The 21,168-nt window shown below is 66.1% G+C and carries 21 protein-coding genes and 1 pseudogene; 16 read left to right on the forward strand and 6 right to left on the reverse strand.

The features are described 5' to 3' along the window. The 13 genes from RMO12_RS02500 to RMO12_RS02560 form a co-directional block, all read left to right on the forward strand. The coding region (locus RMO12_RS02500) for a Rieske 2Fe-2S domain-containing protein (RefSeq protein WP_309638090.1) at window positions 1-1,194 on the forward strand (1,194 nt) is incomplete at its 5' end. Window positions 1,195-1,232: 38 nt separating this feature from the next. After that, window positions 1,233-1,694, forward strand: coding sequence for an aromatic-ring-hydroxylating dioxygenase subunit beta (locus RMO12_RS02505; RefSeq protein ID WP_309638091.1), 462 nt, complete (start codon window positions 1,233-1,235; stop codon window positions 1,692-1,694). 19 nt (window positions 1,695-1,713) lie between these two features. Further along, the gene (locus tag RMO12_RS02510; RefSeq protein ID WP_309638092.1) at window positions 1,714-2,745 is read left to right on the forward strand and encodes a 2Fe-2S iron-sulfur cluster-binding protein; all 1,032 of its coding nucleotides are present in this window, start codon (window positions 1,714-1,716) and stop codon (window positions 2,743-2,745) included. A gap of 11 nt (window positions 2,746-2,756) precedes the next feature. Further along, a complete protein-coding gene (locus RMO12_RS02515) occupies window positions 2,757-3,485 on the forward strand; it encodes a cyclic nucleotide-binding domain-containing protein (RefSeq protein ID WP_309624401.1) in 729 nt (242 codons plus the stop codon). Window positions 3,486-3,516: 31 nt separating this feature from the next. Continuing rightward, on the forward strand, window positions 3,517-4,677 hold the full coding sequence (locus tag RMO12_RS02520) for an ABC transporter substrate-binding protein (protein WP_309638093.1): 1,161 nt from the start codon (window positions 3,517-3,519) through the stop codon (window positions 4,675-4,677). 64 nt (window positions 4,678-4,741) lie between these two features. Beyond that, on the forward strand, window positions 4,742-6,079 hold the full coding sequence (locus tag RMO12_RS02525; protein WP_309624403.1) for an ABC transporter permease subunit: 1,338 nt from the start codon (window positions 4,742-4,744) through the stop codon (window positions 6,077-6,079). Then, window positions 6,079-6,942 (forward strand): ABC transporter ATP-binding protein, encoded by an 864-nt coding sequence (locus tag RMO12_RS02530; RefSeq protein WP_309624404.1) that lies wholly within the window; start codon window positions 6,079-6,081, stop codon window positions 6,940-6,942. Before RMO12_RS02525 ends, RMO12_RS02530 begins: the two co-directional genes overlap by 1 nt. A gap of 2 nt (window positions 6,943-6,944) precedes the next feature. Continuing rightward, the gene (locus RMO12_RS02535; RefSeq protein ID WP_309638094.1) at window positions 6,945-7,769 is read left to right on the forward strand and encodes an ABC transporter permease; all 825 of its coding nucleotides are present in this window, start codon (window positions 6,945-6,947) and stop codon (window positions 7,767-7,769) included. Window positions 7,770-7,785: 16 nt separating this feature from the next. Further along, on the forward strand, window positions 7,786-8,724 hold the full coding sequence (locus RMO12_RS02540) for an ABC transporter ATP-binding protein (RefSeq protein WP_309638095.1): 939 nt from the start codon (window positions 7,786-7,788) through the stop codon (window positions 8,722-8,724). Window positions 8,725-8,790: 66 nt separating this feature from the next. Continuing rightward, window positions 8,791-9,645, forward strand: coding sequence for an amidohydrolase family protein (locus RMO12_RS02545; RefSeq protein ID WP_309638096.1), 855 nt, complete (start codon window positions 8,791-8,793; stop codon window positions 9,643-9,645). A gap of 16 nt (window positions 9,646-9,661) precedes the next feature. Further along, window positions 9,662-10,105: a GNAT family N-acetyltransferase gene (locus tag RMO12_RS02550; RefSeq protein ID WP_309638097.1), complete on the forward strand. Its 444-nt coding sequence runs from the start codon at window positions 9,662-9,664 to the stop codon at window positions 10,103-10,105. A gap of 99 nt (window positions 10,106-10,204) precedes the next feature. Continuing rightward, complete coding sequence (gene soxC, locus RMO12_RS02555) at window positions 10,205-11,521, forward strand: sulfite dehydrogenase (protein WP_309638098.1); 1,317 nt, start codon at window positions 10,205-10,207, stop codon at window positions 11,519-11,521. Next, a complete protein-coding gene (locus RMO12_RS02560) occupies window positions 11,508-12,125 on the forward strand; it encodes a cytochrome c (protein WP_309624896.1) in 618 nt (205 codons plus the stop codon). Before soxC ends, RMO12_RS02560 begins: the two co-directional genes overlap by 14 nt. 93 nt (window positions 12,126-12,218) lie before the next feature. Here the strand turns inward: RMO12_RS02560 and RMO12_RS02565 are convergent, their stop codons facing one another. Then, on the reverse strand, window positions 12,219-12,779 hold the full coding sequence (locus RMO12_RS02565) for a YaeQ family protein (RefSeq protein ID WP_309624897.1): 561 nt from the start codon (window positions 12,777-12,779) through the stop codon (window positions 12,219-12,221). A gap of 12 nt (window positions 12,780-12,791) precedes the next feature. Between RMO12_RS02565 and RMO12_RS02570 the strand changes: the two genes are divergently transcribed. Next, window positions 12,792-13,088 (forward strand): hypothetical protein, encoded by a 297-nt coding sequence (locus tag RMO12_RS02570; RefSeq protein WP_309624898.1) that lies wholly within the window; start codon window positions 12,792-12,794, stop codon window positions 13,086-13,088. Beyond that, window positions 13,089-13,280 (forward strand): hypothetical protein, encoded by a 192-nt coding sequence (locus tag RMO12_RS02575; RefSeq protein ID WP_309624899.1) that lies wholly within the window; start codon window positions 13,089-13,091, stop codon window positions 13,278-13,280. It begins immediately after the preceding gene. 129 nt (window positions 13,281-13,409) lie between these two features. Here RMO12_RS02575 and RMO12_RS02580 read toward each other — a convergent pair whose 3' ends face one another. Continuing rightward, window positions 13,410-15,248, reverse strand: coding sequence for an ABC transporter ATP-binding protein/permease (locus tag RMO12_RS02580; protein WP_309624900.1), 1,839 nt, complete (start codon window positions 15,246-15,248; stop codon window positions 13,410-13,412). Window positions 15,249-15,264: 16 nt separating this feature from the next. On the opposite strand from RMO12_RS02580, the pseudogene RMO12_RS02585 reads away from it, so the two are divergent. Then, window positions 15,265-15,688: pseudogene (locus RMO12_RS02585) on the forward strand (acyl-CoA thioesterase). 23 nt (window positions 15,689-15,711) lie between these two features. Here the strand turns inward: RMO12_RS02585 and RMO12_RS02590 are convergent. The 4 genes from RMO12_RS02590 to RMO12_RS02605 all read right to left on the reverse strand — a co-directional run bounded on the left by RMO12_RS02590 (window position 15,712) and on the right by RMO12_RS02605 (window position 21,058). Then, window positions 15,712-16,389 carry a protein-methionine-sulfoxide reductase heme-binding subunit MsrQ gene (locus RMO12_RS02590; RefSeq protein WP_309638099.1) on the reverse strand — a complete coding sequence of 226 codons (678 nt, stop codon included), beginning with the start codon at window positions 16,387-16,389 and terminating at the stop codon, window positions 15,712-15,714. Window positions 16,390-16,399: 10 nt separating this feature from the next. Continuing rightward, window positions 16,400-17,398: a protein-methionine-sulfoxide reductase catalytic subunit MsrP gene (gene msrP, locus RMO12_RS02595; protein ID WP_309624903.1), complete on the reverse strand. Its 999-nt coding sequence runs from the start codon at window positions 17,396-17,398 to the stop codon at window positions 16,400-16,402. 94 nt (window positions 17,399-17,492) lie between these two features. Then, entirely contained in the window at window positions 17,493-18,926 is a 1,434-nt protein-coding gene (ccsB, locus tag RMO12_RS02600) for a c-type cytochrome biogenesis protein CcsB (RefSeq protein WP_309638100.1), read from the reverse strand. Next, entirely contained in the window at window positions 18,923-21,058 is a 2,136-nt protein-coding gene (locus tag RMO12_RS02605) for a cytochrome c biogenesis protein ResB (protein WP_309638101.1), read from the reverse strand. The genes ccsB and RMO12_RS02605 overlap by 4 nt, the downstream gene beginning before the upstream one ends. Between the last annotated feature and the right edge of the window lie 110 nt (window positions 21,059-21,168).

Here is a 21,168-nt window from a genome sequence, read left to right on the forward strand (position 1 = left end):
CGCCCCGAGTTTCCTGAAACGCACTTCGTCAGCACCGACATCTACACCGACGAGCAGATCTTCCGCGACGAGCAGGCCAACAACTTCAACAAGTGCTGGATCATCGCCTGCCACGAGTCGGAGCTGCAAAACGCCTACGACTACCGGACCTTCAACCACCCCGCCGGGGCACCGCTGATCGTGATCCGCGGCGAGGACAAGACGGTCCGCAGCTTCTACAACATCTGCCCACACCGCGGCAACACGCTGCTGTACGAACCGGTGGGCAATGCCAAGCGCATCACTTGCATCTTCCATGCATGGTCGTTCAACGCCAAGGGCGACTGCATCGACATCTCGCGCGCCAAGCAGGGCTACCAGGAGCGCTTCGGCTGCGAGGACGCGGGGCTGCGTGAAGTCAAGACCTCGATCGGCTACGGCGGCTTCGTGTGGGTCAACGTCGACGACGAGAGCGGCTCGCTGGCGGACTACATCGGTGACGCGATGGGCATGCTCGACGAAAACCTCAGCATGCCGCTCGAGGTCTTCCACTATCACAAGGCCATCGTCGACACCAATTACAAGCTGTGGCACGACACGAACAGCGAGTTCTATCACGACTACATGCACTACTTCAACCGGATCACCGGGATGATCCAGCCCGGCTACTTCGAGCGCAAGTACACCGGCTATCCGAACGGCCACGCCTCGGTCGGCTCGATGTCGATCAAGTACGACGCCTACGAAGGCGGCAAGCAGCGCGGTGTCGGCTGGCCCGGCCTGACTCCCGGCGGCTGGATCCTGATCGACGTGTTCCCCGGCATGACCTACAACCTGCGCACCTCGGTGTTGCGCATGGACACCGCCATCCCGATCGGCCCCAACAAGCTGCTGATCGAGTTCCGCGGCCTGGGCCTCAAGAGCGACACGCCCGAGCAGCGCGCCGAGCGCATCCGCGACCACAACCAGATCTGGGGACCGTTCGGACGCAACCTGCACGAAGACCTGCTCGGCGTGCATGGCCAGGGCCGCGCCATGCGCGAGCGCACCGACAGCAAATGGGTGCTGCACGGCCGCGAAGAAAACATGACGATCCATGACGAAGGCGGCATGCGCCACTTCTACGCCGAATGGAGCCGGCGCATGGGCCGCATGGCACACGACCCGCACACGCCCGTCACCGCGCCGCCCGTGAACGCGCCGGTCACGGCCTGAGCCGCCCTGTCGTCAACCCGCTGCCTGCGAGGACTTCCGTGGATTCAAGAAACGCCATCTCCGAACTGATCTGCCGCTCGTGCATGGCACTCGACGCGAAGGATTTCAACGCCTATCTCGCGCTGTGCGATGCGAACTATCACTACGCCATCACCGCCTACAGCCCCGAGATCCGCAAGGACATGACCTGGCTGGAGCACGACAAGGCGGGCATGCAGTTGCTGTTCGGCAACCTGCCCAAGCACAACAGCGACCAGTCGCCGCTCAGCCGCCACGTCACCGTCTACACGATCACGCCGGTCGATGACGCGAAAGAGGCGCGTGTGGTGAGCGCGCTGCAGGTGTTTCGGACCTCGCTGGACGGTGGCGCGACCGAGCTGTTCGCGGTCGGCACGCTGCACGACACGGTGAGCCTCGCCGATGGCGAGCCCAAGCTGCTCGACCGCAACGTCAAGCTCCAGACGCGCATGCTGGGGTTCGGCTATCACATCCCGCTCTGACCAGACGCATCCGATTGCCATGAAGATCCAGGTCAATGCCAGGAATCGCGCGCATCAATTCGATGCGGCGCCTTCGGACAGGATTCTCTACGCCGGCCTGAGTGCGGCGGTCGCGCTGCCTTACGAATGCGGCAGCGGCACCTGCGGCACCTGCAAGGCGCGCCTGCTCAGCGGCGAGATCGACGACGCCTGGCCCGAAGCGCCGGGTCGCAAGTTCCTCAAGGGACCCGATGAGTTCCTGATGTGCCAGTGCAGCGCGCGCGGCGATGTGACGGTGGAGGTCGCCGCCTTCGTACAGGAGTTCGACGCCGGCGCCCTCGTTCCCAAGGCCCTCGAGGGCACGATCCGCTCGTCCACCTTGCTGACCCATGACGTGGTCGAGCTGCAGATCGACATCGACGCGCCGATGGCGTTCGATGCCGGCCAGTTCGTGCTCGTGCGGGCCCCGGGCATTGCCGGTCACCGCGGCTGGTCGATGGTCAACTACGACCACAACGCGAAGTCGCTGCGCTTCATCGTCAAGAAGAAGCCCGGCGGCGCGCTCTCGGACTGGCTGTTCGACGCACCCCGCACCGGCACGCAGGTCGATGTCTTCGGCCCGCTCGGCAGCGCCACCTTCTACCCTTCGCTGGCCCAGAACATCCTGTGCATCGCCGGGGGCAGCGGCATCGCGGGGATGATGTCGATCCTCTCGCGCGCGGCGCAAGAGCACTACTTCGCCGAGCACTCGGGCGATGTTTTCTTCGGTGTCAGGACGATGAAGGACGCGTTCTTCCTGGATGAGTTCGCGAGCCTGCGCCGCACCTGCGGCGAGCGGCTGAAGGTGACGATCGCGCTCTCTGAAGACAGCGTCCCCGCCCCCGAGGACCACCCGCTGCTCGCGTTCGACACCGGCTTCGTCCACGAGGTGGCCGGGCGTCACATGCAAGGACGCCTCGAGGGCGTGCGCGCCTACCTGGCCGGCCCGCCGCCCGCGGTGGATGCGAGCGTGCGCATGCTGCTGATGGCGCGCATGTCCACGGCCAACATCCGCTACGACAAATTCAGCTAGGACGCCGCCGCATGAAACGCATCCGCATCTGCAGCGCCAGCGAGATTCCGTCCAACGGCATGAAGAGCTATGACTCGGCGCTCGGCGTCAAGGTGTTGATCGCCAACGCGGGCGAGGCCTTCTATGCCTACCAGGGCCTGTGCCCGCACCAGGACGTGTGCCTGGACGAAGGCTTCTTCGACGGCGCCACGCTCACCTGCCACCAGCACCTGTGGCAGTGGGACATCACCACCGGCGCGGCGGTCGGCCTGGCCGAGGCGCCGCTGGAGCGGTATGAACTGCAGCACGAAGGCGGCGAGATCTTCGTGCTGCAGTCCAGCGCACTGAAGGTCTCCGAGTTGTTCAAGGGCGTGTCGGACGCTGCGATCGCGCGGCTCGACGCGTTGGCGCGCCGCGAAGAGCACGCGGGCCAGACCACGCTGTACGAGCTGGGCGATCCGGCCGACGACCTCTACATCCTGGAGTCGGGCCGCGTCGAGTTCGTGATCGGTCGCGAGGACCGCACCAGCATGGCCGGCTTCATGTTGCGCAAGGGTGAGGTGTTCGGTTGGGCGGCCTTGCTCGAAGACCACCCGCGGCGCATCGCCAGGGCGGCGTGCATGGAGAAGTCCTCGCTGCTGCGGCTCAATGGAGAAGAAGTTCTGAAGGTGCTGGCCGACGACCCGATGTCGGGCTTCCTGGTGATGAGGCAGCTTTCGACGCTGATCACCAAGCACCTGAGGTCGTCGGGTGGCAAGTGACAAGTTGGTAATCAAGCAACAGGAGACAAGCATGACGTTCCGGATCAATCAACGCTTCCTTACGGTCGCGGCACATCTCGCCATTCAAGTCGCTGCGGTGTTCGGCCTCGCGATGGTTTCTTCCACGGCCGCACTGGCCGGCGACAAGGACTATGGCAAGCCGGGCGAGCCGATCAACCTGGTGATCGGCTACCAGCCTTACTACACCGAGTCATGGTCGGGCATCGTCATGCGCGGCAAGAAGATGTACGAGAAGTATTTGCCCAAGGGCTCGACGGTGGAGTTCTCGGTCGGTTTGCAGGGCGCCGTGATCGTCAACGCCATGCTGGCCGGCAAGCAGGATATCGGTTACGTCGGCGACATGCCGGGCATCGTGTCCACCACCAAGCAGGACGTGGCCGACATCCGCATCGTCGCGGCGGTCGGGGTGGGCACCGACATGTGCAACATCGTTCTTGCACGCACGGACGCTCCGGCCTTCCCGAATTCGAAGGAAGCCTTGAAGTGGCTGGGCGGCAAGCGGCTTTCCATTCCGTTGGGCAGCTGTGCGGACCGGTTTGCCCAGGCGGCATTGAAGAAGGAAGGCGTGACGCCCGCGGCCGTCCTCAACCAGAACATCGAGGTCATCACCAGCGGCTTTCGCGCCGGCAAGGTCGACGCCGCAGTCTTGTGGGAGCCCACCGCGTCACGACTGGTGCAGGAGGGCTTGGCCAAGCGGGTGGCTTCGGGCGAATCGGTTGGGGAATTCGACGCCGCCTTCCTCACCATGCGTGCGGACCTGATCAAGCAGCGCCCGGACATCGTCAAGGCCTGGCTGAACGCCGAGCTGGATGCGCAGCTGTTCCTGGCCGACGGCAAGAACGCGATGGAAGTCGCGGGCATGGCGGGCCAGCAGTCCACCGGTTTTACCGACAAGATGCTCTGGGCCTCGATGTACGGCAAGTACGACCCCGCGGTCGGCGGCGCGCCGGTGCGGCTCACGATGCCCTACACGATCACGCCCGAGGTCTCCGCGCTGATCAACAACTCGGCGGCGTTCCTGTTCTCGATCAAGAGCATCAACGTCGAGAAGCTCAGGCCCGAGGCGGTCATGCCCGAGTTCACCCAGGCGATCCTGAAGGAGCGCGGCTTGACCTCGCCGGTCGGCAAGGTGAGCGCCCAGGACGAGAAGGAGTTCAAGGCGAAGCCTTGATTCGTCCGCTGCACCGCACAGGTTTGCCGCGAATCGCAGACTCATCGACTATCCCGGGGGAGCAATGGACCAGATCACGGCTGCGCTGAGGCGAACGATGCCGTTCCAGACGGTGTCGGAAGAATTGCTCGAGGCCATTGCCAAGCTGGCAAAGTGGAAGTCCTACGCACGCGGCGATGTCATCTATGACCTCGGCGACGTGGCCGACGACATCCACGTCGTCTCCTCGGGCAGCGTGAGCCACGCGCTGACGACCGACGACGGCGGCCCGCCGCACGACAAGACCATGCACAGTGGCGACGTGTTCGGTTGGGCGGCGGTGCTGGAGGGGCCGCGCAGGCGCATGGCGCGCACGGTGTGCCTGGAGCGCACCGAGACGATCCAGATCAACGGCGACGAGCTGATGAGCCTGATCGAAGCTTCGCCCGTCTCCGGCGACGTGGTGATGAGCCGCTTCGCCACGATGATCACGCGCGAGTTCGCCGCGCCGGAGTCGGTGGCCGCTCGGGTGCGGCATCCGCAGGCACCCGACAAGCCGGCCGCACGGCACGACGGCGGTGTGGCCACCGGCTGGGCCTTGTTGTCGTTTCGACTCGGCCAGTGGCTCAAGAGTCCCAAGCCCTACCTGATGCTGAGCGGCTTCGCAATCCTGCTGGGCTTATGGTTCCTGACGGTCCAGGTGTGGAAGCTTCCCCGGTTTGCCGATTTGCCGGGACTCACGGTGGTCGTGCGTGAGCTGTTCAACCCCGACCCGGTCTACGGCTTGTCGGTCTACACGCCGGAGTACTACCAACACATCTGGGTCAGCGTGCGTCGTGTGGCGATCGCGTTCTTTCTTGCCACCGCGCTCGGCGTGCCTCTGGGGCTGTTTCTCGGTTGGTCAAAGATCTTTCGCCAGTACGTCTTCCCGGTCTTCGAGACCCTGCGGCCCATTCCTATCCTCGCCTGGGTGCCGCTGGCGATCCTGATGTTCAGTGGCTCGGAAACGCCGGTGATCTTCCTGACCTTTCTGGCGTCGTTCTTCGCCACCGCACTCAACACCATGCTCGGCGTCGAATCCATCGACGAGTCGTACAGCCGGGCCGCCTATTGCCTGGGCGCCAACAAGTGGCAGGTGTTTCGCGAGGTGGTGGTGCCCGGCGCCATGCCGTTCATCTTCACCGGCCTGCAAATCTCCGTGGGCGTGGCGTGGTTCTCACTGGTGGCCGGCGAGATGGTGTCGGGTGAGTTCGGCCTGGGCTACGTGATCAACACCTCGTACACGATGGTGCGCTATCCGACGATCGTGATCGGAATGGTCACCCTCGGCGCGGTGGGTTACGTCACCAGCGCGATGGTGCGGATGGTCGGTGACCACATGATGCAGTGGCGCGTGCGTGAGCTCGCCCTGGGAGGCCGTTGATGAATGCCGTGCTCGAAGCGAACCGCGGTTCGCACAAGGTCTCCACCCAAGGTGCCATTCGCATCGACGACGTCGTGAAGATCTACGACCCGGACGGGGCGGCGGTGATGGCGGTCGACCATTGCTCGCTCGACATTCCGGCCGGCGAGATCTGCATGATCGTCGGGCCTTCGGGCTGCGGCAAGACGACCTTGCTCAATGCGATCGCCGGCTTTCACAGCATCACCTCGGGCAGTATCTTTCTCGATGGCAAGCTGCTGTGCGGCCCCGGAAAACCGATCGCCGAGCCGGGCTCGGACCGCATCGTCGTGTTCCAGAACGGCGCCTTGTTCCCGTGGAAATCCAATCTCGACAACGTCGCATTCGGTCCCCTGATGCAGGGAAAACTGGGCAAGAAGGAGATCTACGAAAAGGCCCGCAGCATGATGGCCGACGCGGGCCTGAGCGGCGCCGAAAGCAACTTTCCGGGCGAGGTTTCGTCGGGCCTGCGCCGGCGCGTGGAGATCGTGCGCGCGCTGATGAACGACCCCAAGGTATTGCTGTTCGACGAGCCCTACCGTGCGCTCGATTCGCTCACCAAGTCGGTCATGCACGAGGCCCTGCTCGAGATTTACTACAAGAACAAGGTCACGATCTTCTTCATCACCCACGACCTCGAGGAAGCGATCTTCCTCGGCCACCGGCTGGTGATCATGACCTCGCGCCCCTGCAAGCCCAAGAAAATTCTCGACGTCGACATTCCCCACCCGCGCGACTACAGCGTGCTGACCAGCCCGCGCTTTCGCGAGCTGATGGAGGAAACCAGCGTCGTGGTGCATGAAGAGGCGAAGAAATCCTTTGCCGCCGGCGAGAAAGAAGGCTGAGCATGTCCAAGTCCATCACTCGCCTTCGCAACAATCTGTTCAGCGTCGCCGGTCGGCGCGCCGTGGTGGCGCTGATCGTCTTCGTCCTGTTGTGGGAACTCGGCTCTCGCTCGGCGCAGTGGCTGGGCTATTCGCTGCCCTGGGTCGGTAAAGTGCCGGCCCCCAGCGCCGTGCTGCGCGTCTGGGCCGGCCTGCTCGACGATCCGGGCTACTGGCAAAGCTGGTACCTGAGCCTGATGCGCGTGCTGGCCGGCTTCGCGGCGGCCATGGTGATCGGCATTCCCCTTGGGTTGCTCATGGCCGTCAGCAAGACCTTCAACGGCCTGTCGTTCCCGACCTTCGAGTTACTGCGGCCGATCCCGCCGCTGGCCTGGGTGCCGATCTCGATCATCTTCTGGCCGACGCAGGAGCTGTCGATTGCCTTCGTGACTTTCCTGGGGGCGTTTTTCACCGTGGTGATCAACGTCGTCGGCGGCGCCAAGGCGATCGACAGTCGCTTCTTCCAGGCGGCGCAGGCGATGGGCGCATCACAGTGGGACATCTTCCGGCGCGTGGTGCTGCCGGCCACCTTGCCCTCGATCGTGGTCGGCTCGTCGGTCGGCATGGGCATCACCTGGAACGTGGTCGTCGCGGCCGAAATGATTTCCGGCGGCGGTGGCAGCGGCTCGGGCGGCGGCCTGGGCTTCTTCATCTGGAACTCGTATGTCGGCGGCTCCTACGAGCAGATCGTCGTCGGCATGATCAGCATCGGCATCGCCGGCTACGCCTGCAGCGAGGTGCTGCGCGCCGTCGGCGGACTTGCGACGCCGTGGCTGCAGAAGCGCTAAGGACCCAGGGCACATCATGAGCAACCGCGACGCCATCCAAGCAGCCACCCCCACGGCAACCCACGCGGCCTCGACACCCGCGCGCAAGACGCCGCTCACCGCCGGTGAGATCACCGTCAACAACATCAGCAAGTCCTATGGCAGCGGGCTGTTCACCAAGACCGTGGTGCAGGATTGCTCCTTCAAGATCGAGCGCAACAAGCTCACCGTGATGATCGGCCCGTCGGGCTGCGGCAAGAGCACCTTGATCCGCCTGTTGGCCGGCTTCGAGAAGCCGACCACCGGCACCATCCAGATCGACGGCAAGCCCATCACTGGTCCGGGCCAGGACCGGCTCGTGGTGTTCCAGGAATCGGCGCTGTTTCCGTGGATGACCACTTACGACAACATCATGTACGGGCCGCGCGCGCGCGGCGAAGACACGCAAGCGGCGCGCGACCAGGCCGAGTTCCTGCTCGAGAAGGTGGGCCTGCGGGCGTTTCGCAAGAAGTACCCGCCGCAACTCTCGGGCGGCATGCAACGACGCGCCGAACTCGCACGCGCCATGATCAACAACCCCGACGTCATGATCCTCGACGAGCCCTTCCGCGGCCTGGACGCGATGTCCAAGGAACTGATGTGGGAGTACTACGCCGCGCTGTTCGAGGAGTCGAGGCGCACCAACTTCTTCGACACCACCGACAACGACGAGGCCCTCTTCCTGGCCGACCGTCTGATCATCATGACCAACATACCGACCAAGGTGCGCGCGACCTTGGAGGTCAATCTCCCGCGGCCGCGGCGGCTCGCGAACATCTTCGACAACGAGCATGCCAACGAAGTGAAGATGCAGGCGCTTTCGCTGCTGCATGAAGAAGCCATGAAGTCGTTCTCCGGTGGCAGCCGGGCGGCCGCCGACTTCGTCGAGGCCTACTCCAAGCGCTCAGGCAATGCGGCGCAGGCCGCCAAGCCCTGAGGCGCGGCGCTCGGCTTGGCCGACGGCCCCCCATTCCTCTCAATCCCCATCTCAAGGAGAACCGACGTGGCAAAGCAAGTGATCGACATGCGCAGTCGCCCTGCGTTTTTGCATGACTTCTACGGCAAGACGCCCGGCACCAAGGAGTACGAGGTCGTGAAGTGGCTCAACGGCCGCGTCGGCTCGAAGGAGCCGGAGCATTTCACGCGCTCCAAGGACATCGCGTCCTTCGTCCAGGAAATCAAGGCGTCGGGCATCAGCGCCTCGGTCGTCGTGGGCCGCGACACGCCGTCCATCAAGCATTCCAACGACGAGATCAACACGCTCGTGAAGGGCCACGCGGAGCTGGTGGGCATGGGCTCGGTCGACCCGCACCGCTTGGGCATCAAGGCAGCAGTGCAGGAGGTCGAGCGCGCCGTCAAGAAACTCGGCATGAAGGGCATCAACGTCGAGCCCGGTTTCGGCAGCCCGCCGCGCAATTGCGACGACCCGATGCTGTTTCCCATCTACGAGGCCTGCGAAGGGCTCGGCGTGCCGGTGTCCATCATGTCGGGCCCGACCGCGCCCAGCCTGGAGATGGTCAACCCGGCGGCGGTGGGCCATGTCGCGCGGGCCTTCCCCAACCTGTCGATCATCTGCTACCACGGCTTCTATCCGTATGTGAACGAGATCATCGGCGTGGCCCTGCGCTACGAGAACGTCGTCATCGTGCCGGACATGTACATCTTCGTACCGGGCGGGAGCCTGTACGTGGAGGCCGCCAACGGTTGCATGAAGAACCAGATCCTGTTCGGCAGTTCGTATCCGTTTCGCCCGATGAAGCAGTCGATCGACGACTACCGCGCGCTCGGCTTCAAGGACGACGTGATCGACAGCGTCATGTTCGGCAATGCCGAGCGGGTGCTCAAGCTCGCCGCGTAATTCAACGGCAAGCCCAGTGGAGCCGCTGCGGATCAGCCCGGCCACGCCGGCCCACTTCGACGACCTCTGGCAGCTCTACGAGCTGCTGAAGGTCGAGGGCGACCCCGTCGTCTCGGCGCAAGACGCCGAGCAGCGTTTCGCCGCCCTGCTGACCCGACCCGATCACACCATCTACATGGCCGAGTCGGGTGGCGAGGTCGTCGGCACGTATGCCCTGGTCTTCATTCCCGGCCTCCCCCACGGCGCGCGCGATTCGGCCATCGTCGAGGACGTGGTGGTGGCGCCCGAGCAGCGCGGCCACGGCATCGGCAAATCGATGATGCGCGACGCCCTGTCGCGTTGTCGAGAGCGCGATTGCTACAAGCTGGTGCTGTCGAGCCACCTGCAGCGCGACAAGGCGCACCGTTTCTACGAAGGACTCGGCTTCAGCAAGCACGGGTTCAGTTTTTTGATGGCCTGACATCGGCCCCCACGCACCTTCGGTGCCGCCCCCCGAGGGGGCGCTCAGCCCTCTTGGGGCGGCCCGGCGAAGGCTGAACCAACGTCAAGGAGCAGCACGATGAGCAAACTTAAAGATGCGTCGGTGGTGGTGCGGACGGCGGCAACCGAACTCCAGGTCGGCCACTCGATCACGCACGACCCCGGGCGACGAGCGCTGCTCGGGCGCTCCGCGGCGGTGGCGGCCCTCGGCATGGCCGGCCTCGAGGGGGGCCGCGCAAATGCGGCGGCGCTGGCGGTGCCCGACTCGATGCGGGCCATGGGCCGGGCCCTGCCCGAGAACGAGTACGGTCTGCCCTCCAAGTACGAGGCGCACGTGAAGCGGCGCCGCTCCGACGTGCTGGTCAACAAGCAGAATTTTTCCGACTGGAGCATGACGCCGCTGCACCAGCAGCTGGGCACCGTCACTCCCAACGGCCTGATCTACGAGCGCCATCACAACGGCGTGCCCGACATCAACCCCGACCAGCATCGCTTCGCCATCCACGGCATGGTGCGCCAGCCGCTGGTGTTCACGATGGCCGACCTGATGAAGTACCCGTCGGTGTCGCGCTTCCAGTTCATGGAGTGCTCCGGCAATGGCCTGACCGACTGGCTGAAGGCATCATCGAAGACGGTGCAGCAGACGCACGGCCTGCTGTCCTGTGCGCAGTGGACGGGCATACCGGTCGCGACCTTGCTGCAGGAGGCCGGCGTCTTGCCGAGCGCGAAATGGGTGCTGGTGGAGGGCGCCGACGGGGCGGCTCATGCGCGCAGCATCCCGATGCAGAAGATGCTCGACGACGCGCTGATCGTCTACGCGGCCAACGGCGAAATGCTGCGCCCCGAGAACGGCTATCCGCTGCGACTCTTCATTCCCGGCTGGGAAGGCAACGTCAGCATCAAGTGGGTGCGACGCATGAAGGTGGGCGACCAGCCCTGGCACCTGCGCAGCGAGACCGCTCGCTACACCGACCCCATGCCCGACGGCAAATGGCGGCAGTTCAGTTTCGAGATGGAAGCCAAGTCGGTCGTCACCTCGCCCTCGGGCGGCATGACGGTGCGCCCCGGGCCGATGGAGATCGTCGGCTTTGCCTGGTCGGGCAAGGGCACGATCAAAGCCGTCGACGTCACCGTGGACGGCGGACGAACCTGGCGCGAGGCGGTGCTCGAAGAGCCGGTGCTCGACAAATGCCTCACCCGCTTTCGCATGCGCTGGGACTGGGACGGCTCGCCGGCCACGATCGCCAGCCGCACCGTCGATTCGACCGGCTACGTGCAGCCCACCGTGGAAGAGATCAAACGAGTGCGCGCGATCACCGGCTTCGTTCAACACCACAACGGCGTTTTTCCGTGGTCCATCGCCGCATCCGGGGAGGTGAAAAATGCAATCGCCTAAAGCCGCTTTCGTGCGGGCCGCAACCGCCGCAGCCGCCGTGGCCCTGGCTGCATGCACGCTGCCCACGGCGCCCACCGAGCAGGCCCGGCCCGGGCCGGGCCTGGGCAAGCCGATCGCCGAGACCGACCTCGCGGCCTGGAACGTCGACGTGCGCGGGCCCGACGGCCTGGGGCTGCCTGCGGGCAGCGGCAGCGTCGCGGCGGGCAAGACCGTCTTCGACGCCCAATGCGCGTCGTGCCACGGCGCCGCGGCAGCCGGCGGGCCGGTATTCGGACCCATGGTCGGCGGCATCGGCTCGTTCAAGACCGACAAACGCGTGCTCACGCCCGGCAGCATGTACCCGTACGCGCCGATCCTGTTCGACTACGTGCGCCGGGCCATGCCGATGAACGCGCCGCAGTCGATGTCCAACGACGATGTCTACGCGGTGAGCGGCTACATCTTGCACTTGAATGGTTTGGTGCCCGTCGATGCCGTCATGACCGCGGCCACGCTCGCCGCCGTGCAGATGCCCAACCGCAACGGCTTCATCGTCGATGACCGCCCGGACACGAAGGCGGTGCGTTGCATGAGCGGCTGCGTGCCGATTGCGGGCGGGCGTTAGTTGACGCGAGCAAGTTCCTCATCGCCAGGCGGTGAGCCTCAACCCGTGACGCAAGGTCACGGGTCGGCCACTCACCGGATGCGTTGTTGCAACTCAGCGCAACACCGCCGCCTTCAACTCCACCAACTCGATCTCCACCGGCTCCCCGCCGTCACCCATCCACACCGTGCCATCCTGCACTGTGCATTGCAACTTCATCGTCCGCTGCGCCAGCGCCGCCAGCGCTGCCGTGGCCTCGGCCGGCACCAGCCGCACACGCAGGTTGGCAAATTTCTGCAGCCCAGCGCCGTTCTGGCTCCACCACAGCCCGCCGTTGCGCCCGTACAGATAGAGCACCACTTCGCGCGATCGATTGCTGGCCTTGCGCAGCCATTTCTCTTCGGGCTGGCCCACGTCGACCCAGAGTTCGATGTCGCCCACCAGGCTGCGGCGCCACAGGTCGGGCTCGTCCATCTGCTCCATCGCGTTGGCAAACGACAATGGCGCCTCGTTGTCGCCTGCGGCATGCAGGGCAAAGGCGAGCAGCCGCACCATCATGCGTTCGTCGTTCTCGGACGGATGGCGGGCCAGGGTCAGGGCATGGGTGCCGTAATGGGCGCGGTCCATGTCGGCGATCTGGAGCTCGGCCTTGAAGATCGTCGATTTGATAGCCATGAAAGAGCAAACGTGAAGAAGACCGATTTAGAAAAGAGCAAGGCCCGCAAGATCGAGGGCCGCCTCGCGCAGTCTGGCATACCGCAACGCTTCGGCAGCGCGGTGCCGCCGCCCGACCGCCGCGAGCAGCGCCGCGTGGATCAGGCGGCCGGGCTGGTGTCGTTTGCGACCAAGCTGCCGGGCGAGCTGATTGCTGCGCTCAACGACGCGGCTCGAGCGCAAGGCGTCGCGCCCGGCGAGCTGGCGGCGCGGCTGCTGGCCGCGGGCCTGCCCGGTTACCATGCCGATTCACACTCTCAGGAGGGCTGATTGGCCACCCCGAACTACTCATACGAAAAGCGCCAGCGCGAGCTGGCCAAGAAGCGCAAGAAAGAAGACAAGCTGCGCAGCAAAACGGCCGTGAAACCGGGCGATGCGGGCAGCGACGGTGGCCAGGAGACGGGCACACCGGCTGACGGCGGGAGCACGTATCCCCCCGTCACACCCACCACGACCCGCTGAGCGCCGCTTCGGCGTCACGCCCGTGACGTCATTGCGGCGCCACCGCGACGTGGCAGCGACAGCGCTGCGCCGCGGCGGGGCCTTGCAGGCCTCGCGGCGGCGCCGGGTAAACCGCCCGCAGGGGCGCCGTTACTCTTCACTGCTGCGTTGCAGCGCCCACATCTGCGCGTAGCGGCCGGCCTGCGCCAGCAGCGCAGTGTGCGTGCCGCGCTCGACGATGCGCCCCGCCTCCAACACCAGTATTTCGTCGGCATCGACCACGGTCGAGAGCCGGTGGGCAATGACCAGCGCGGTCTTGTTGCGCGCCGCGGTCTGCAGCTCGGCCTGGATGGCGCGCTCATTGGCCGAGTCGAGCGCCGAGGTCGCTTCATCGAAGATCACGATCGGCGGGTTCTTGAGCAAGGTGCGCGCGATCGCCACGCGCTGCTTCTCGCCTCCCGATAACTTCAAGCCGCGCTCGCCGACCATGGTGTCGTAACCCTTGGGCGTGGAGGCGATGAAGTCGTGAATGCGCGCCGCCTTGGCCGCCGCGACAACCTCTTCTTGCGACGCCCCGGGCCGCCCGTAGCCGATGTTGTAGGCGACCGTGTCGTTGAACAACACGGTGTCCTGCGGCACGATGCCAATGGTGCGGCGCAGGCTCGTCTGCGTGAGCGCGCGCAGGTCGTGGCCGGCGATGGTGATGCGCCCGCCAGACACGTCATAGAAGCGAAACATGAGCCGCGCCAGCGTGCTCTTGCCGGCCCCCGAGGGGCCCACCACCGCAACGGTGTGGCCGGCCGGGATCTCGAACGTGAGGCCCTGCAGGATCGGGCGGTCGGGTTCGTAGGCAAAGCTCACGTTCTCAAACCGCACGGTCGGCAAAAACGCGGCCGATGCGTCGGTCTGCAAGACCACCGCGCCGGGCGCGTCCTGCACCTCGCGCTCGCGCTCGAGCAGGCCGAACATCTTGTCCAAGTCGGTCAGCGCCTGCTTCAACTCGCGGTAGATCACGCCCAGAAAGTTGAGCGGAATGTAGAGCTGGATCATGAAGGCGTTGACCATGACCAGATCACCCAGGGTCATGCGACCCGACACCACACCTTCGGTGGCACGCCACAGCATGGCGATCAGCGCCACCGCAATCAGCAACTGCTGGCCGGTGTTGAGCAGCGACAAGGTGTTCTGCGACTTCAGCCGCGCGCGCCGCAGCTTGGCCAGGCTCTCGTCGTAGCGCTTGGCCTCGAAGCCTTCGTTGTTGAAGTACTTGACGGTCTCGTAGTTCAGCAGCGAGTCGATCGCGCGGCTGTGCGAGGACGAGTCGAGCTCGTTCATTTGCTTGCGAAACTTGGTGCGCCATTCGGTCACGGTGACGGTAAACACGATGTAGACCGCCAGCGCCGCGACGGTGATGAGCGCGAACATGGCGTCGAACTTGACTGCGAGCAGGGTCAGCACCAGGCCCACCTCCACCAGCGTGGGCACGATGCTGTAGAGCGAATACGAGATCAGCGACTGCACGCCGCGGGTGCCGCGTTCGATGTCGCGCGTCATGCCACCGGTCTGGCGCTCCAGGTGAAAGCGCAGGCTCAGCGCATGCAGGTGCTCGAACACCTGCAAGGAGATGCTGCGCGCCACGCCCTCGGTGGCCTTGGCGAAGACCAGCTCGCGCGCTTCGGTGAACAGCGACGTGGACAGGCGCAGCGCGCCGTAAGCCACCAGCAGCCCGATCGGCACCACCAGCACGGCGCGCGGGTCGGCCGCGGGAATGGCCAGCGCGTCGACCAGTTCCTTGAGCAGCAGCGGCACGCTCACATTGGCGACCTTGGCGGCAATCAGGCACACCAGCGCGAACGCAACCCGACCCTTGTAGGCCCACAGATAGGGCATCAGTTTGCCTAGCGTGGCCCAGTCGGTGCGTGGGCCGGCGGCGGCCAAGGGGCCGGCGGCCAGGGCGGGTGCGGGGGCAAGGGTCTCGGCGCGGCGCATGAATCACAATCTCCTGATGCAAAACCTTAACCGACCGCAATTCGGCCTGCTCGACGCGCCCAATCATCCGGAGAGCCAGCTGGTGCTGAGGGTGATGCCGATGCCGGCCGACGCCAACGTCAACGGCGATATTTTCGGTGGCTGGATCATGGCCCAGGTCGACGTGGCCGGCGCCGTGCTGGCGTCGCGCGTGGCCAAGGGGCGCCTGGCGACCGTGGCGGTCAACCAGTTCATTTTCAAGCAGCCCGTGTCGGTCGGTGACCTGCTGAGCTTTTATGCCCGCGTCGAGCGCATCGGGCGCACCTCGATCACCGTCAACGTCGAGGTTTACGCCGAGCGACCCGGCCGCGCCACTGGTGGTCAAGGTGACGGAGGCAAGCCTCACCTACGTGGCAATCGACCTGCGGGGCAAGCCGCGCGAGCTGTCACGCGGCGAGTAAACATCGAGCGAACCCCAAGCCCCTCAGGAGGGAGAAGGAACAAGTCGGCTCTCGGCCTGTCGTCTGAGCCGCCGCAGCAGCCGCCAGCCGAGCAGCACCGCCAGCACCCCGGCATAGACCGCCACCTCGGCGAAGTTGTTCTTGGCCGCACGCATCCAGAAGAAATGCAGGATCGCCAGCAAGGCCGTCGCATAGACGAGCCGGTGCAGCATCTGCCAGCGCGCCGCGCCGAGCGCCTTGATGGCGCGATTGAACGAGGTGGCGGCCAGCGGCACCATCAACAGCAGCGCGGTGAAGCCGACCAGCGCGAACGGACGCTTGGGAATGTCGAGCGCGATCGCCGCCGGATCGAAGCCCATGTCGAGCCAGGAGTAGCTGAGGAAGTGCAGCACGCCGTAGAAGAAGGTGAACAGCCCCACCATGCGACGAAAGCGCGCCAGTCCGGGCTGCGCGAGCCACTGGCGCAGCGGCGTGATCGCCAAGGTGAGGCACAGGAAGCGCAGGGTCCAGTCGCCGGTGGCGCGGATCAGCGCCTCGGCCGGGTTGGCACCGAGCGTGTTGGCGATGGCGCCGTAGAGCAGCCAGGCAAAAGGCAGCAGGCTCGCTGCGAACAGCACCGACTTGGCAGCAGGGTGCAGCAGCGGTGATGCCGGGCGGCGCGGGGCGCGCGCGGCAGCGGTCGCGGGGAGAACGGCGCTCACCTGGGCGCGCTCAAAAATTCTTGGCCAAGTCCAGCCCGGCGTAGAGCTGCCCGACCTGCGCCTCGTAGCCGTTGAACATCAAGGTCGGCCGCTTCTTCTTGAACAGGCCGTCCTCGCCGATGCGCCGCTCGGTCGCCTGGCTCCAGCGCGGGTGGTTCACGCTCGGGTTGACGTTGGAATAGAAGCCGTACTCGCGGGCCGCCGATTTTTGCCAGGCGGTGCGCGGCTGGTTTTCGACGAAGCGGATCTTCACCAAGGACTTGGCGCTCTTGAAGCCGTACTTCCAGGGCAGCACCATGCGCACCGGCGCACCGTTCTGGTTGGGCAGCACCTCGCCGTACATGCCGAAGGCCAGCAGCGCGAGCGGATTCATCGCCTCGTCCATGCGCAGCCCTTCCACATAGGGCCAGTCGAGCACGCTCGACTTCACGTAGGGCATCTGCTTGGGGTCGGCCAAGGTCACGAACTCGACGAACTTCGCATTGCCGGTCGGCTCCACTCGTCTGATCAGCTCGGCGAGCGAGTAGCCCACCCACGGGATCACCATCGACCAACCCTCGACGCAGCGCAGGCGGTAGATGCGCTCCTCCATCGGGGCGAGCTTGAGCAGGTCGTCGATGGCAAAGGTCTGCGGTTTCTTCACCTCGCCCTCGATCGCCACCGTCCACGGCCGCGTCTTCAAGGTGCCGGCGTTCTTGGCCGGGTCGGACTTGTCGGTGCCGAACTCGTAGAAGTTGTTGTAGCTGGTGGCGTCGGCATAGTTCGTCGTCTGCTCGATCGTCATGGCGCCGGCCACCGTGCTGCGCGCGCCGGGCAGCGCCGCGAGCTTGCCGGGCCGCGCCGTCTGCGCCTGCGCTTGCCGCGCTGCCCACCCCGCCATCAGCGCACCGGCACTGCCGGCGGCCATCAAGCGCAACAGCTGGCGCCGTTGCTCGTAGACCGCGCGCGGCGTGATCTCGCTGGGTGTGTCGTGGATGAAACCGTTGCGCAGGTGCTTGGGAATGAGCATGTCGGGTCCGCCTGGAAGGCCAGTTCGAGGGACGCCACCATGGCGAGTTCCCTCTTCGCTGCTTGCAGGTGGGTCGCCCGCCGAGCCGTCGAACTTACAGCGTGCCGTAGGAGTGCAGGCCCGAGAGGAACATGTTCACGCCGAGGAAGGCGAAGCTGGTGACCGCCAGGCCGGCCAGCGCCCACCACGCGGCGATCGTGCCGCGCAGGCCCTTCATCAGCCGCATGTGCAGCCAGGCGGCGTAGTTGAGCCAGACGATCAGCGCCCAGGTCTCCTTCGGGTCCCAGCTCCAGTAGCCGCCCCAGGCTTCGGCCGCCCAGAAGGCGCCCAGGATGGTGGCGATGGTGAAGAACGCAAAGCCGACGGCGATGGACTTGTACATCAGGTCGTCGAGCAGCTCGAGCGCCGGCAGCCGCGCGGCGATGCGACGGCGCATCGCCAGGATGCCGCCGACGATGAGCGCGGTGATGCCGAAGTACACCGCCCAGTAGCTGCTGATCGCCTCGATCGGGTTCTTGCGAAACACCAGCGGCTCCAGGCACAGCACCGCGCCCAACAGCGCGAGTGGCGCCAGCTTGCGCCAACTCGTCTCGCCCGCCGTCTGCTTGATGAGGTAGGCGAACGCCACCATTGCCGCGAGCGCAAAGGTGCCGTAGCCGATGAAGTTGGCCGGCACGTGCAGCTTCATCCACCAGCTCTGCAGCGCGGGCACCAAGGGCTGGATCTCCTGCGCCTCGCGCACCACCGTGTACCAGAGCAAGAAGCCCACCGCGGCGCTCACCACCAGCAGGACGAAGGCGCCGACCGAGCGCACGCTGGCACCGTCGAGCGCGTGGCCGCCCATCGCCTGGGCAGGCCGCCGGTGGCCCGAAGCGCCTTGCTGGGCGAGCACGTAGTGCTGCTCGTAGTAGAGGTAGAACAAGGTCGTCACCCAGCAGAACAGCACGAACACTTCGTAGAGGTTGCTGACCGGGATGTGGCCGACGTCGGGCGCGATCTGGTGGCTCTCGAACCAGCGCACCAAGGTGCCGATGAGCGCCATCGCGACCGCCACCCACGCAAGGCGCGAGCCGATGCGCTGCGCGGCGTTGCCGTCGCCCTCGGCGGGCGACGGCGCAAAGAAGCCGATCCAGTAGAACGCCGTGCTCATGAAGAACAGCACGCCCATCCACAGGATCGCGCTCTGGCTGGAGAGAAAGTACTTGAGCAGGAACACGTTCTCGGCCTGCGCCAGGTCGGCACCGAAGCCGTCTTGCACGCGGCCGTAGAGGCCGATCGCCACCAGCGCCAGCGCGCCCACGACCAGCATCAGCACGCGCAGCGAACCCCAGAACCAGCCCAGCGCGATCAACACCGGCGCCGCGCCGGCCAAGATGCCGCGCTCGTAGCCGTCCATCGAAGCGCCGTAGCGGCTGAAGGCGTAGCCGGTCAGCGCCACCACCAGCAGCGCGAACAGCCAGTCGAACAGCGAGCGCTCGGCCAGCAGATGGCTGCGCCCGAGCGAGACGGTTTGCGAGGCGGTGTTCATGCGGATTCCTTGGTGAAGATCGCCTGCTTGAGGCGCTCGAACTCGGCGTCGGCGTCGAGGGTGCGGCGCGTGGTCGACAGGGCGGTGGTGACGCGCGTGCCCGCATGCTGCGGTTGGAGCCAGATCCACAGCCGGCGTTCCCGGATGTAGAGCATGGCGAACACGCCCACGATTAGCAAGCCCGCCCCCAAATAGACGGCCGTCTTGCCGGGCGCGCGCGCCACCTGGAACACGCTGGCCTGCACCTGCTTGTAGTCGGCCAGCTCGAGCAGCGCCGGTGCCGGGTAGAGGTAGCTGTCGGACAGCGAGAGCACCGACTGGGTCATGAAGGCCTGGGTCTTGTCGTCGGGCTCGAGCCGCGGCTTGCCGTCTTGCGCGCGCGCCAGGTTGAGCAACTCGAACAGGCTGCCGTTGATGATGCGCAGCAGCACGTCGGCGATGCGCCCTCGTTCGGCCTCGGGCACGTTGGCCTCGACGAAGTCGCCCACGCTTTGCAAGCCGCCGGTTGCCGGGGTGCCCGAGGTCGGCGGCTCGGCGCCGGCAAACAGCGCCAGGCCGCGGCGCGCCGTGCCGAGCAGTTGCTCGGCCAGCTGCGGCTTGTCGGCGGGCGCGGCGCGTGCCACGTAGCTGCGCACCGCCTGCTCGCGCAGCGCCGGGTCGGCCAGCGCCTGGCGCAGCGTCAGCCAGGTCGCCGTGCTGTCGTCGCCATCGGCCGGAATGCGCAGGTAGCGGAAGTTCTCGGCCGGCGTGTCGCGCACACCGGCGAGGAACACGCGCTGCCCGTCGAGCTCCACCGGCAGCATGTAGTTGTTGAACTCGCGCGCCTGGCCGCTGGCGTCGCGCAGCTTGTAGCTCACCGACGGGCCGACGTTGCGCAGCTCCTTGACGGTTGTGGACTTGGCGCCCGAGCCCAGGTGCTGCTGCAGCGAGCCGACGAGGTCGACCTTGCGCGGGTCGGTGCTGGTCGCGCCCGCCCCGGCGGCGCCGAGGTTTTCGACATTGATGACGCGCAGGCCGGTCACTTCGAGCATGAGCTTGCTGCCCGCCGACGCGCCGGGCAGCGCCACGGCGCTCGACGCCCCGACCTGGCCCTCTATGTCAAACGGCTTGCCACCGGCCAGCGGCGAGGCGCGCAAGGTGACGCTCGAGCCGCCGTCGTCGAAGCTGCTCTGGTAGATGGTCACGCCGCGGTGGACGGCGGGCTCGTTGACCTTCACGGTGGCCGGGATCGCCTGGCCGGTCTCGTGGTCGTGGATGATGATTTCGCTGGCGAACAGCTTGGGCATGCCGCTGGCATAGAAGTCGACGATGAACTTCTTCAGCTCCACGTCGAAGGGCAGCTCCTGCAGCACCACGCCGTCCTGCATGTTGATGACCGCCGTGCCCGACCGCGAGCCTTCGGCGACCAGCAGGTTGGCGCGATAGGTCGGCGTCGACACGCTCAGGCGGTGCCTTGGGCCGACATCGCTGAACAGGCCCGTGCCGGGATAGACCGACTTGCCCTGCAGGGCCATCTCGGCGCGCACGACCAGGTCGCCGTCGGACAGGCCGCCCAGGCAGATGAGCACGATGGCCGAGTGCGCGCTGATGTAGCCGACCTTGTTGGCGCCGCCCTTGCGCGCCGCGATCATGGTGCCGCGGTGCAGGTCGCCGTCGCGCCGAACCTCGGCCTTGACCTTCCACCCACCGCTGGCCAGCAGCGCCGTGAGCCGCGAGCGCGTCGCCTCCAGGCCCTCGGCCACCTCACCCTGCGCCTTGTGGTGAAAGGCGCCGAGCGACTGCTCGCGCAGGCCCTCCTTGAGGGTGCGCAGGTCGGCAATGATCTTGGGCGTGTTGCGTGCGATGCACAGGCTGGTGGAGAGCACCAGGAACGCCAGGATCAGCAAAAACCACCAGGCGCTGTAGACCGTGTAGAGGCCGACCGTGTCGAACACCTGCGCCCAGAACGGACCGAACTGGTTGACGTAGTTGTTGTAGGCCTCGTGCTGCTTGACCACCGTGCCGAGCACCGAAGCGACGCAGATGATCGTCAGCAGCGAGATCGAAAAGCGCATCGACGAGACCACCTCGACGATGTCGCGCACGCCGCGCGAGCCGCTGCGAACTTCAAGACCGGCCGTGGTGACGGACATGGGGAGGCAAGGACCAGGAAATCAAGGGCGCCGACACGACGTCGGAGCCGGCCGAATTGTCCCGCATGCGGCCCGGGCGCCGAGGCGGCCGGCCGAATGACCGGCAGGAG

This window comes from Methylibium sp. (assembly GCF_031393925.1).
Taxonomy (GTDB): domain Bacteria; phylum Pseudomonadota; class Gammaproteobacteria; order Burkholderiales; family Burkholderiaceae_C; genus Methylibium.

Excerpts from the sequence above, each read along its gene's own strand:
- RMO12_RS02510 (WP_309638092.1), top strand. The coding sequence starts at position 1,714 with ATGAAGATCCAGGTCAATGCCAGGAATCGCGCGCATCAATTCGATGCG.
- RMO12_RS02515 (WP_309624401.1), top strand. The coding sequence starts at position 2,757 with ATGAAACGCATCCGCATCTGCAGCGCCAGCGAGATTCCGTCCAACGGC.
- RMO12_RS02520 (WP_309638093.1), top strand. The coding sequence starts at position 3,517 with ATGACGTTCCGGATCAATCAACGCTTCCTTACGGTCGCGGCACATCTC.
- RMO12_RS02525 (WP_309624403.1), top strand. The coding sequence starts at position 4,742 with ATGGACCAGATCACGGCTGCGCTGAGGCGAACGATGCCGTTCCAGACG.
- RMO12_RS02530 (WP_309624404.1), top strand. The coding sequence starts at position 6,079 with ATGAATGCCGTGCTCGAAGCGAACCGCGGTTCGCACAAGGTCTCCACC.
- RMO12_RS02535 (WP_309638094.1), top strand. The coding sequence starts at position 6,945 with ATGTCCAAGTCCATCACTCGCCTTCGCAACAATCTGTTCAGCGTCGCC.
- RMO12_RS02540 (WP_309638095.1), top strand. The coding sequence starts at position 7,786 with ATGAGCAACCGCGACGCCATCCAAGCAGCCACCCCCACGGCAACCCAC.
- soxC (WP_309638098.1), top strand. The coding sequence starts at position 10,205 with ATGAGCAAACTTAAAGATGCGTCGGTGGTGGTGCGGACGGCGGCAACC.
- RMO12_RS02560 (WP_309624896.1), top strand. The coding sequence starts at position 11,508 with ATGCAATCGCCTAAAGCCGCTTTCGTGCGGGCCGCAACCGCCGCAGCC.
- RMO12_RS02565 (WP_309624897.1), bottom strand. The coding sequence starts at position 12,779 with ATGGCTATCAAATCGACGATCTTCAAGGCCGAGCTCCAGATCGCCGAC.
- RMO12_RS02580 (WP_309624900.1), bottom strand. The coding sequence starts at position 15,248 with ATGCGCCGCGCCGAGACCCTTGCCCCCGCACCCGCCCTGGCCGCCGGC.
- msrP (WP_309624903.1), bottom strand. The coding sequence starts at position 17,398 with ATGCTCATTCCCAAGCACCTGCGCAACGGTTTCATCCACGACACACCC.
- ccsB (WP_309638100.1), bottom strand. The coding sequence starts at position 18,926 with ATGAACACCGCCTCGCAAACCGTCTCGCTCGGGCGCAGCCATCTGCTG.
- RMO12_RS02605 (WP_309638101.1), bottom strand. The coding sequence starts at position 21,058 with ATGTCCGTCACCACGGCCGGTCTTGAAGTTCGCAGCGGCTCGCGCGGC.